Annotated in this window: 9 protein-coding genes; all 9 read left to right on the forward strand. The window is 42.5% G+C overall.

Annotated features, from left to right (window positions below):
- Positions 1-35: 35 nt before the first annotated feature.
- Positions 36-302: an acyl carrier protein gene (locus QMA12_RS12125; protein ID WP_290210254.1), complete on the forward strand. Its 267-nt coding sequence runs from the start codon at positions 36-38 to the stop codon at positions 300-302.
- A 12-nt stretch (positions 303-314) separates the two neighbouring features.
- Entirely contained in the window at positions 315-1,481 is a 1,167-nt protein-coding gene (locus QMA12_RS12130) for a cupin-like domain-containing protein (RefSeq protein WP_290210255.1), read from the forward strand.
- Positions 1,482-1,493: 12 nt separating this feature from the next.
- Positions 1,494-1,850, forward strand: coding sequence for a hypothetical protein (locus tag QMA12_RS12135; RefSeq protein WP_290210256.1), 357 nt, complete (start codon positions 1,494-1,496; stop codon positions 1,848-1,850).
- A gap of 44 nt (positions 1,851-1,894) precedes the next feature.
- On the forward strand, positions 1,895-5,476 hold the full coding sequence (locus QMA12_RS12140; RefSeq protein WP_290210257.1) for a hypothetical protein: 3,582 nt from the start codon (positions 1,895-1,897) through the stop codon (positions 5,474-5,476).
- Between the two features lie 9 nt (positions 5,477-5,485).
- Positions 5,486-6,883, forward strand: coding sequence for a PfaD family polyunsaturated fatty acid/polyketide biosynthesis protein (locus QMA12_RS12145; RefSeq protein WP_290210258.1), 1,398 nt, complete (start codon positions 5,486-5,488; stop codon positions 6,881-6,883).
- A gap of 98 nt (positions 6,884-6,981) precedes the next feature.
- The gene (locus QMA12_RS12150) at positions 6,982-7,971 is read left to right on the forward strand and encodes an acyltransferase domain-containing protein (RefSeq protein WP_290210259.1); all 990 of its coding nucleotides are present in this window, start codon (positions 6,982-6,984) and stop codon (positions 7,969-7,971) included.
- 369 nt (positions 7,972-8,340) lie between these two features.
- Positions 8,341-9,048 carry an ABC transporter ATP-binding protein gene (locus QMA12_RS12155; protein ID WP_290210260.1) on the forward strand — a complete coding sequence of 236 codons (708 nt, stop codon included), beginning with the start codon at positions 8,341-8,343 and terminating at the stop codon, positions 9,046-9,048.
- Positions 9,045-10,208, forward strand: a complete 1,164-nt coding sequence (locus QMA12_RS12160; RefSeq protein WP_290210261.1) for an FtsX-like permease family protein — start codon at positions 9,045-9,047, stop codon at positions 10,206-10,208. The genes QMA12_RS12155 and QMA12_RS12160 overlap by 4 nt, the downstream gene beginning before the upstream one ends.
- Position 10,209: 1 nt before the next feature.
- Positions 10,210-11,397 (forward strand): ABC transporter permease, encoded by a 1,188-nt coding sequence (locus QMA12_RS12165; protein WP_290210262.1) that lies wholly within the window; start codon positions 10,210-10,212, stop codon positions 11,395-11,397.
- Positions 11,398-11,848: the final 451 nt, after the last annotated feature.

Here is an 11,848-nt window from a genome sequence, read left to right on the forward strand (position 1 = left end):
ACTAATAATTTAAAAAGTCAAAAGGAAGTCAAGGCATGAATGAAATTAATGAATCTGTCATGGAGTTTTTACTGGAAATGACGGCAATTATTTTAGAGGTAGATAAGGATGATATAGACGAAGAGGCTGACTTAGATGAAATAGGATACGAGTCTATGTCGGTTAATCGTCTGTGTTTGGCTATTAATGAAAAACTAGATATTTCTTTGACGCCAGCTTTATTTCTTAGTGTGACTTCTTTATCGGCTCTTGCCGAGTACTTACTTGACAACCATTTCCAAAATGTCGACCAAAAACTATAAAGGTGATGGGATATGTACAATATCAATGAGGAAAAGTTAACTCAGGAACAGAGACAAGTACTCGAAGCCACCTCACTATTGTTGCTGGATGACAGCGAGATGGCAGACTTTTATTTTATGATGCACATGCGACTCAAACATAAGTCGAAAGATTTTATGTGGGAGTTTGAACAAGATTTGATAGCAAGCAAACTTGATAAGCTAAAAAAACACTTGGGTGATTTTTTTGAAGAAATGCATCAGCACTCATTTGTCCCCTTGCCGGAGTTTGACGGCTCCGATTGGACCAGCACCAGTTTTCAGAATTTCTTATGTCAGGACTCGACTCTGCCGGTGGTGGCAAAAGGCCTGATTGATGACTCCTCTGCGGTAAATCATTGGGACCATCAATATCTTATAGACCATTGTGGTGATGTCGAAATAGTCGCCATGGATTACAATCAAAAAAATAGTGATATTTTTGCTAGAATGCCGCTTAAGGAAATACTAGAGTCACAACTTGATCAAAAGAATAAGCAAAAGTTTTATATCAATAATTCGGCAGAAATTTTCAAAGACTACCCCGAAATTATTAATGAAGTCGGTGCACAAAAAATTCTAGAACTCTTCTCCGGCCAATGTGTGAATACCTTCAGCCAAATATTCGTCGGTAACCAAAATACTTGGGGAACTAACTGGCATCAGGGCAATGATATATCCTGTGCTTTAATGATAAATGGCATCAAGCGTTGGTATTTTCTTGACCCTCGACTGACCTATATCCTGACTCCCTTGATGAATGGCCCCAATGGCATGGTTAGTCCAATTGATGCGCGTTTTGATATTGAGTATCACAGAATTAACCATCCGTTATATGCCTGCGTCCCTAAGTTCTTTATCGATATACATCCAGGCGATGTTCTGTTTTTCACTAAGTATTGGCCGCACGCTGTTTTCAATCGCTCACCTTATCAAATTATGGTGAACATGCGTATGACAGAGGTCGATCTAGAAAATATGGCCAAAGAAGAAACGGTACCTTGTTTGTTGCCAGTTTACGATAATATCCTTAATTCAGATCCTGACTTTATCAATTTTAAGTTCTCAATTTTTAACAGTTTGAGTTCTGGCGGCGGGAAGATTAATGATGAATCCTATTTTTCTGGGATTAACACGGCTAAAGATGAACTTAGTGCTTAATAGGGAGCAAATATGAATTCCTTTATTATCAATTCTGGGGCATTTAACCTACTTATAACTGAATTAACTGGGCAGTATTATCTTCTGAGACAAGATCAGGTGTCACAGGATGTGGTTAAGCAATTTTTATCGGGTGAACCACTCGAAATCAATCGATTAGAACCCGGTAAGTTTTCGTTTACAGAAACAATGGAGTGGCATGATATGGATGACAACCGTCAGTCTTTGAGTGGCTCACAGGATGTCAGTGGTATGATGAAGTTGTTTACTCAGAAAGCTGAAAATTTTGGTGGCATTGTTGCCACCAGAAATGAAAGCAATGGCAAGGTGAAAGTATTTAAAAAACAAAAGTTGCCTGTCAGCGTATAGCGGCTGGTCGATATTTTTTTAGTTAGAAATAGAATGGAGTATTAATGTTGTTACGAATAGTGGATGCGGCTGCCAAAATTGATAATCCTCAAGACGAGGAAGTTTTTTACGTTCATGTGATTTATCAAGATGACGAACGGCAAGAGTCTTATCAAACGGAAGTTGATAAAGAATTCACTAAAAAGTGGACTTTAGACTCGGTATCTCAGTATGCCGGCGCTTATTTAAACGAGCAAGAAACCGCAACACCTAAAAATATCCTTCCCGCCTTAATCTGTTATGGTCAATCACTCGGTGAAGCCTTGCTCGGAGAAAACTACCGTCTAGAGAAATATATTCAATGGATAGAAGAAGCTGGCATTGAAAAACTGGATGTGCAAATTGAGTCGAGTAATCCAGAGTTTTTTACCATTTGCTGGGAAGCATTAATACTGCCAGAGTCAAAGTACACTTTGGCGACTCAATGTCGAACTTATAATCGATGTCGAATTGACAACTTAGAGCAATTAGCGGATGCATTTTCAGAGCCGGTATCCGATCCTTTCGCAAAGCGACGAGCCAAGCCGTTGGTTTATGATCTTTCAGTGCCAGTCAATGATCCCTTGGCTGCGTTACAGGTGGATACTGAGGCGCAAAGCCAGAACGAAAATCAGAGTTTGAACCAGAGCTCGAACCAAAATCTCAAAGAGCATCGACCGCTTCGGGTATTGCATATTCTTGCTCCGTTACAAAGTCTGCCTCAGGAATATCTATATGATACTCTGCGACAGCATGGGGCGGTGGTGCATGAGTTATTTATATCAGGTGAGTACCATAAACTAGAACAGCGATTAAATCAGCCTGACGATACCATTCATATCGTTCACTTTCACGGTCAATGTCGTCAATCGGGTGAACAACTTACCCTCGAAGTAGGGCAGCAGAGCTTTTTTCTGGAAGAGTTAGTGATTCTATTGGCAGAGTATAACATTCGCTTGTTGTGCGCCGATTTTCCGCCTGCATCAATTAACGATGGTTCGTCAGTTTTGTCAGCGAATCAAAAATTAGCAGAGCTAATGGCTGAGCAACGAAAAGTGAACTTGGTAGCGATGAGTTATGCAACCGATCACTACACAAGCATGAGATGTTTTCGACATCTCTATCAACAGTTGGCCAGTGGACGAACATTATTTGAAGCGCTGGTTCAAGTACGCGGGATCGCTCAAGCAGAAAGTGAATTTCAGCGTTATCGATTTACCCCGTCTGCTTTTCACTATTGGTTCCTTCCGGTCATTTACGCTGCGCAAGACGTGCTTTATTTTAAACAAAGTATTACACCCGTGGCGTTACATGAATCTCCTCAATTAGGTCAATTACGAGAACGACTGTTTGGCTTTAATGGCCGTCACCTTCCGCCAGAATTAGAAGCCATAAGTGGCCAGCAACTCTTGTCCATTTACGCCCTGTTAGAGTCGTCAGAATCATTAAAGTCGTCAACTATTGCCATCACTGGTGCCCGTCATGTGGGGAAAACTCAGCTAATGCATCAGGTCACATTACTGTCTTGTTACACTAATATCGTTGATAAAGCATTTTATTATGATTTAAGGCGAGAAGAACTCTCTATCGATGATATGAAGTCAATGTTGTTCCCTGTGCTGGGAATCGACTCTCCGAATCAAATTACTGAAGCATTATCCAAACCAATATCCAAGAAAAATTATTTATTTGTCTTTGACCATGTCGGTGCAAACTCTAATACTCAAGTCAGACAGTTTGCAACGGAATTGCTCAGTTTGGGACAGAAGGTACTGGTGAATTTTGATGGTGACTTGCCAGATGATGTGACTCACTTTGAAGTCTCTGGTCTTGCTACTCAAGCGCTAACAGCAATCACTGTCGAATTCATGCGGAAACAGGCTCAATTGCCTTCACAGGTGAGCGGGGAGTTACCGACAGCTCAACAAGAAAAGCTGGGGGAACTAGATAGCGTGGTCGAAAATTTACTGAGCCACACTCGCAGCCCTCTGCTGCTGAAGTATCTTGGCGGGTTTTGCGCTGAATTAGGCACTGACGAACTGCCTGCATTATGTCACTACCTATTTTCTGAAGCTAATGAAAACCATGAAGTGGCTTTCTTTCAATGGTGCTGGCAACGAATGTCTTCTCTTGAACAAGGATTGCTGTCGATCGTTTCTTCCTTTCAAGATCTTTATCTCGAAACCTTTATGGTAGGAACTAAACCTGCAGCCCAAGACGCTGGACTCAATGGCCCCAGTGCTCAGCAAAATGACGGGAAGACGACTTACGATAAGTTGTGTGCCCAATTGAGAGGTAAAGAGCTAGAAGGTGATGAGCTAGGGAAAGACCGGACAGAAGAAGAGGATAAACAAAGTGCTAGCCCCGACTTTGCTCAATTCTTAAAAAATTGGCGGGCCTGTGGTTTTATTTCGATAGTCAAGCAAGGACATTTGCTTACCGAGCGCGCGCGTCAGTTCTTAGCTGACCAGTCTGTAGAGCAACACCTTGAGCGGCAAGAAATAGAGCTGAAAAAGCTAGCACGGCAAGCGAGTGTCAGTAACGACAATAAAACCTCGACAATGGTCAGTGACATTTTGCTCAATGGGTTTGCGCGCATCAGCGCTAGTCTAAACAGCCAACCTAATCCGCATCTTTCCTACCATTTTTTGCTAAATCGCAAGGCGTTAGTTCCTCATTTGGAACGCGTTTGGTTCGATCGTGCTTTTAGTACTTTTTTTACCGCCAAGGCAGCGCTTGAGCAATTGATGTTACAAGAAGGACTGGGTGAAGAAATGGCTCAGTGGTCACTGGCGCTATTAGAGAAAACTGACACAAGTTGGTCATTTGCCACGCAACCTAAAGAAAATCAATACGCTTGGTTAACTCTTGCTGAAAGTTCGCTGACTCACGCGTCTGTCGAAAAGTTATCCGCAGCTCAAGCAGCCATTTTGGCGAAAGTTGCAAGTCTCTGGCTAACCTGGTTTGACGAGCTTGACAGCCTCGTATTAGAGCGCGATTCTGCGGTACACAAAGTGGGTCACTTTTTAGAGCTGTATTTCTTGTCGAATAAAAAATGGCAGGAGGTAATTAAAGTATCAACGGCGTTATTGGAGAGTTTTCAGTTAGCGGGCGCCTGGATGCATTATATCAAGTCAGCTAAATTTCTTGCGTCAGCTTACCGGGGGAACGGACAGGCGAATTTAGCCATTGCCACAGAAGACAAATTATTACTCGATGTTCCATTTGAAAAGGCTCCTCCTGGTTTCGAGCAAAAAGAATCGCTAGATATATTAGCAAATCGTTTGGCTCATGGTCAGCCAGAGGAAGCACTGAGATTGATCGAAAGCCTGGAGCAGAAAGATTGGGCAAATCAGACCACTGAATTGTTAAGCAACTTGAAGGCTGAGGCATTGTACGGTGCTAAGAACTATTTAAAGGCTTTGCCTCGATATTGCGAGTTATGGTCACAAGCAATTCAAACTGAACAAGTCGAATTCAAAAGAAGTATCGAGCAGGTGCTAGTCGATATTCGAGACAAAGTTACTGACGAAGAATTTGAACAAGTCTATCAGTCTTATGTACCAGCGAATTTACCGACTCCAGAAGCTAAGATGATTACTCATTAAGGAAACGATATGCTTAACGCGGCTCAAGCAACGGAATCAAACCAATGGTGGCACAGAATAACGGCAGAGAGTTTAGGCTCAGCAAGTTTTCGTAACAGCTATCACATAAAGTATGCCTATGTAGCGGGGGCTATGTACAAAGGGATAGCTTCTAAAGAAATGGTCGTTGCCTTAGGTAAAGCCAATTTACTGGGTTATCTTGGTACTGGCGGTATGTCTTTTGAAGAAATTTCTGACAGTATCGACTTTATCCGTTCAGAATTATCTGAGGGGCAAAGCTTCGGTCTGAACTTTTTAACCAACCAAGGCAGTGACTTAGAAACACAATTGGTGGATTTATATCTGCGCAAATCGGTTCGCTTTATCGAAGCATCATCATTTATGCAGTTAACGGAAAGCATCGTACGTTATCGTTTAAGTGGCGTTCATATTGTCAATGGGCGAGTTGTAGCGCCGAATAAAGTCATGGCTAAAATTTCTCGCCCTGAAGTGGCGAAAATGTTTATGTCTCCAGCCCCAATAAAAATTCTTAATAGCTTGGTCGCTAAAGGATTATTGAGTGAGCAAGAAGCTGACCTGGGTAAGTCGTTACCCGTGGCCAACGAGCTGGTTGTTGAAGGTGATTCAGGCGGTCATACTGACCGAGGTGTGTTATTAGCTCAGTTGCCAGCAATTTTAAGTCTGCGAGATCAGTTGGCTACTCAGTACGGTTTTCAGGACTCAATTCATATCGGAGCTGCCGGTGGTATCGGCAGCCCACAATCTGCGGTTGCCGCCTTTTTTATGGGCGCAGACTTCGTGATGACAGGTTCCATCAACCAATGCACTGTCGAGGCTGATACCAGTGATGCGGTTAAAGATATTTTACAAGGGCTAGATATTCAGGATACCGCCCATGCACCGGCCGGTGATTTATTTGAGTTAGGTTCCCAAGTTCAAGTCGTGCGTAAAGGTGGATTTTTTGCCACTCGGGCCAATAAACTGTTTGAGTTATATGCCCAATACGAGTCGATTGATGACATCCCACCAGTCATGTTAAAACAGCTCGAAGAAAAGTATTTTGGCCGAACCATCGAACAAGTATGGGACGAGACTAAACAACATATTCTTCGCACTGCACCGACCGGTTATGACGCCATTAGCTCGAACCCGAAAAAGAAAATGTTAGCTATTTTTAAATGGTACTTTTTCCATTCTAACCGTCTTGCAAGGGGAGGTAGTCAGAAAGAAAAAGTGAACTATCAAATTCAATGTGGTCCTGCGATGGGGGTTTTCAATCATTGGGTGAGAGGCACCGAATTGGAACCTTGGCGTAATCGGTTTGTCAGCGTAATTGGCGAACGTTTGATGCAGGGAGCTGCCGAATTGGTAAAAGCAAAAGTCGATCAACTCGCTAGGGTTTGTTAAGTTTCTGCATCGAAGATTGTGTAGCGTACTCAACGACAACCTAGCATAACCCCGATAGTGGTCGTTCCAATGTCGGTCATTAATAAAGTTATTAAACAATGAAGAATATTTTATTATTTTCGGGACAAGGTTCCCAATACTACGGGATGGGCAAAGGACTCTATCAGCAAAATGCCATTTTTCGGCAAGAAATTCAGACGCTGAACTCGCTTATTTACCGATTATCTTCGATAGATATTTGCGGTGAAGTGTTTGCTGAAGAAAAAAATATCGGCGATGCGTTTGATCAACCACTGGAGTCCAGCTTAGCGATCTATCTCTTTGAACGAGCGTTAGCCAAGTTAGTCATGCATTATTGCCCAATCGACGGCATTGCCAGTTCGAGTATGGGGATTTTGGCAGCCTCTGCAACCGTTGATGGGCTATCTGATGAAGCGAATATTCGCTTCATACTTGGTATGTCTAGCGCCTACGCGAGAGAAGCACCTAAAGGCACTATGATAGCTGTGTTAGCCAATGTCGAAAGCTATCATAAAAGTCCCATACTTAAAGAATACACTCAAATTGCTGGTATTAATTTTTCTGAAAGTTATATTGTTTCAGTACTGGACGACAATTTGGCCGTCGTTGAAGCTAATTTGCGTGAAGCCGGCCTAATTTATCAAAAGTTGCCAGTGAGGTACCCTTACCATTCAACCTGGTTAGCGCCAGCAAAACACTATGTTTTACAAGCGTTACAAAGCCAGGACTTTGCTCAACATTCGCTGCAACTTCCGCTCTACTGTGCGTCGCAGGTTAAAAGCACGATTACGCAATTGACGCCAGAAGATTATTGGCAAGCGTTTATTTGTCCGATGGAGCATTTAAGCATGGTCAAGCAATTAGAAGCGGTTGGTCCCAATCATTACATTGATTGCAGCCCATCTGGAACTCTAGCTAATATATTTAAGTACGCGGCCGGCAAGCAATCACAATCCATTTTCACCACTTTATTAAGTCCGTTTCAATCGAACCCCACTGCGGCCATTGAAAATATGGTGAAAATAACCCGTGAAAATTTAACCAGGAGTTACCGTATTGCTTATTAACCTGAAAATGGGATAAGAGGCCAAGGCGTTACTCGATGACTCTCGTGCCGTTATTTTTCGTGGTTACTAAGCCGACTTTGGCTAGAAAAGAAGACGTTAAAGAGACATTGAAAGAAATTGACACTGAATTGTAAATTACATTGAGAGATAGGTGCTTCGTGATTGGTTCACGGCCTTGATAGCCTTGATAACACCAGATCCTGCGATTTTTTACGGTTTAATGTGCCAAACACAGGCTAAAATTAGAACAATTATTGTTATTTTGATTCATTTAATCACTCATAAAAGTCTGGGCTAATTGACATGCGTTGTAAAATATTTGATGATAGCCTATCGATAATGAGTCTACTAAATGGAAGTTTATAGCAAATGGCTGAAAGTAATATCTTTGAACTGAAGAATGTCAATAAGGTTTTCGTTCGCTCAAAAGAGCAGGTTGGTATTTTCGATAACCTAAATCTAAATATCAAAAAAGGTGACTTTGTTGCTATTATGGGGCCCTCTGGCTCTGGTAAAACGACATTATTGAACTTGTTGGGCGGAGTCGATCAAGTAACGGGCGGGAGTATTCTTTTTAACGGAGATGAGATCTCTGGTTTGTCGGAATCTAGATTATCCGATTGGCGAGCCCAAAATGTGGGTTTTATTTTTCAGTTTTACAATCTAATGCCAATGCTAAGTGCTGAACAAAATGTTGAGCTTCCGTTATTGTTGAAAAATATGCCCGGAAAGGAAAGAAAGAGAAAGGTTTCAGCGGCGTTAGAGTTGGTTGGTTTAAAGGAAAGGGCTAAGCACAAACCGAGCGAACTTTCGGGTGGACAACAGCAACGTATTGCGATTGCCCGCGCCATTATCTCCGATCCAAACTTACTTTTGTGCGATGAGCCAACCGGAGATTTAGACCGAAAAACCGCAACCGCAATTCTCGGTCTACTGCAAACCTTAAATAAGGATTTTGGCAAAACCATCATCATGGTGACTCATGATCCTGAAGCCGCAGGATTTGCGAATAATACCCTACACCTTAACAAAGGTGTGTTTATGCAAGAGTCAGCCGAGATGGAGACTGCGTTATGACAGAGGTCGGCTTGCAGGCAAGTAACCTATTACGCAACAAAGTACGCTTAATCTTAAATTTAATCGCGATATTCACGGCGTTTTTTTTATTTTCAATGCTGAGCGCATTTGGTGGCTTTTTCAGTTCGGAGGTGGATCTTTCCTTAGAAGACCGACTAATTGTTACGAATCGAATAAATTTAACTCAACCTATGCCAATCGCTCACGTTGCCGCCATTAGAAATATGGAGAATGTTAAAAATACGACTTTTCTAAGTTGGTTCCCAGCCTATCATAAAGAGCGTAAGAACCAAATTGGGGTAGCGGCAGTTGATGCAGAAAGTTATTTTTCTATTTACACCGAACTGCAACTTAAAGATGAGCAGATGCAGCAGTGGTTGCGAGAGCGCGGCAGTGCAGTGGTTGGAGCAAGACTGGCTAACTCGAATCAATGGAAGGTCGGTGATCTTGTCCATATCGGCTCCAGTGTGTTCCACAACGCCGATGGCAGCAACGTATGGCCGGTGCGCATTGTTGGCATTTATGACTCGGAAGATCCTAGGGCTGATACCAACAAATTATTTATCCACCATCAATATTTTTCCGAGAGTCGTTTGACGGATAAAGATACTGTGTCAATGATCGTATTGCAGGGTAGTGATGCGAGTAAGAATGAAGAACTGGCGAAGCGAATCGACAAAAAATTCGCTAATTCGGCCAATGAAACCAAAACGTCATCCGAAAAAGAATTCACCAAAACGTTTATTAAGCAGGTCGCTGATATCAACGCTATTTTGGCCTACACAGTTTCGGCCACTTTCGCCACCATTATTCTGATTGTTGCCAACACCATGGCGCTCGCAGTTAACGAAAGAACCTCTGAAATAGCGGTGCTTAAGACCTTGGGTTTTAAGTCAAGCCGAATTTTTAGAATCGTATTAACTGAGTCACTGGTTATTGCAATTGTAGGAGGGTTGCTTGGCGTGCTCTGTGCGAAACTACTGTTGGATACCGTTAACTCATCGCCGGATTTCAGTAAGGTTATGCCGAATCTGATTTTGACCGGTGAAATCGCATTGCAGGCATTCTTCCTTATGGTATTACTCGGCTGCGTGGCGGGTTTGTTACCGGCAATCAGAGCGATGAAGCTTAATATCTCGACCGCATTTTCAAGGAGTTAATATGCCATCATTATTCAATCAGATTATCTCGGTTGTTCTTATGGGCATTAAAGGAATAAGAGCTCGGGTTTGGAGTTCTGTTTCTGCTTATGTGTCCGTTTCTGTGGTCGTGACGGTGTTATTGGTGTTTCAGGCCTTGAATCAAGGATTTCAGTACGCATTGACTGGGTCCGGTGCAGAAGACACGGCAATAATTCTGAGAAAAGACACGTCGATGGAAATGAACAGTGCATTGACTTCTGAAACCGTTAAGCTTATTTCGCTTGCTCCTGGGATTCGTAAGTCTACCTCAGGTCAACCGCTGGTTTCTAATGAGCTTTATGTTGTTGTTAATGCGTTTAGAAAATCCAGTCAATCGGAAGTCAACGTGCCGTTACGAGGTTTGAGTTCCGGGGGTGAAAAATTGCGTGGCCATTTTCAGCTGATTGCTGGTCGTATGTATAACGAAGGGGTTAACGAAATTATTGTTGGTCAGTCGGTACAACAACAAGTGCGAGGTTTGGAGCTTGGCAATGACATTGAGTTAGGCGGTGTTAAGTGGAAAGTTGTTGGTGTTTTTGCTGACGCTGGCGGTGTTTCAGAAAGTGAGCTCTGGTCGAGTTCATTAGCCATTCAAGCGCATTTTAATCGACAAGGTGTTTATCAAATAGTGCGCGCTAAGTTGGTGCAGCAGAATGGTATTGATGCGCTGGTGCAATACTTTGACTCTGACGCTCGTCTCAATTTAGATGTTATGACTGAAAAGCGATATTATGCAGGACAGGCTTCAGGCGTATCGACCATTATCAAGTTTGTAGGTTGGCCACTGGTGGTGATGATGTCATTGGGGGCGCTCGCCGGTGCTCTAAACACTATGTATACGTCGGTGCATCAACGTACCAGAGAGATTGCGACACTGCGTGCAATTGGGTTCAACGGCTCGGCTGCTTTTATCGGCACATTTATCGAAGCGTTGGGGCTGGCACTCGCTGGAGGCGTGTCGGGTGCGGCAATCGCCTATCTATTTTTTGATGGTGTCAGCGCATCCACTATGGGCGGCGGAAGTTTCTCGCAAGTATTTTTTAATTTTAGAATGTCAGCGGACATAGTGAAAGATGGATTGATTCTTGCGCTAATCATTGGATTTATTGGTGGATTATTTCCAGCGTGGAGAGCAACTCGAATACCGGTCATAAGCGCGTTTAAGTAGTTGGCCTTGGATGCCTGTGAATTTTTCTGACTTTTAAGCAGCTCGTATTAATGAAACATGAGCTAATGAAACTGGCTAATGAAACATAGGCATCCTAAAGTAATCTAAAATGTTGACTCTCGTTGGTTCCAGCTTGGAAAATTTGTAGGCTCATTGTTATTAACAAGGTCAAGTTAATAAGAGTTTCTCTAAATTTAAATGATTTTAACTTGGATCGACAAAGTAGATCGACAAAGTGGATCATTAATGCGGGGCTTTTTGATGAGTAATAAGAAGCCAGGATCTCTAATTTAAGAACTTTAAGCCGGTCCACTGAAGCAGAAGCCAATGGGGTTCAAAAATAATGATCGCAAAGCCCCGAGATTTTAACAGCATATTACAAACAGTATAATATTAGCAAAATAATACAAACAAAGTTAAGGGTAGTGGTTTACCTGGGGATTTACTCTAT

Origin of the sequence: Pseudoalteromonas sp. APC 3893 (genome assembly GCF_030408095.1) — a bacterium.
Taxonomy (GTDB): domain Bacteria; phylum Pseudomonadota; class Gammaproteobacteria; order Enterobacterales; family Alteromonadaceae; genus Pseudoalteromonas.

What these genes read in the sequence shown, in the direction of transcription:
- QMA12_RS12125 (WP_290210254.1), top strand. Translation starts at nt 36, where the DNA reads ATGAATGAAATTAATGAATCTGTCATGGAGTTTTTACTGGAAATGACG.
- QMA12_RS12130 (WP_290210255.1), top strand. Translation starts at nt 315, where the DNA reads ATGTACAATATCAATGAGGAAAAGTTAACTCAGGAACAGAGACAAGTA.
- QMA12_RS12135 (WP_290210256.1), top strand. Translation starts at nt 1,494, where the DNA reads ATGAATTCCTTTATTATCAATTCTGGGGCATTTAACCTACTTATAACT.
- QMA12_RS12140 (WP_290210257.1), top strand. Translation starts at nt 1,895, where the DNA reads ATGTTGTTACGAATAGTGGATGCGGCTGCCAAAATTGATAATCCTCAA.
- QMA12_RS12145 (WP_290210258.1), top strand. Translation starts at nt 5,486, where the DNA reads ATGCTTAACGCGGCTCAAGCAACGGAATCAAACCAATGGTGGCACAGA.
- QMA12_RS12150 (WP_290210259.1), top strand. Translation starts at nt 6,982, where the DNA reads ATGAAGAATATTTTATTATTTTCGGGACAAGGTTCCCAATACTACGGG.
- QMA12_RS12155 (WP_290210260.1), top strand. Translation starts at nt 8,341, where the DNA reads ATGGCTGAAAGTAATATCTTTGAACTGAAGAATGTCAATAAGGTTTTC.
- QMA12_RS12160 (WP_290210261.1), top strand. Translation starts at nt 9,045, where the DNA reads ATGACAGAGGTCGGCTTGCAGGCAAGTAACCTATTACGCAACAAAGTA.
- QMA12_RS12165 (WP_290210262.1), top strand. Translation starts at nt 10,210, where the DNA reads ATGCCATCATTATTCAATCAGATTATCTCGGTTGTTCTTATGGGCATT.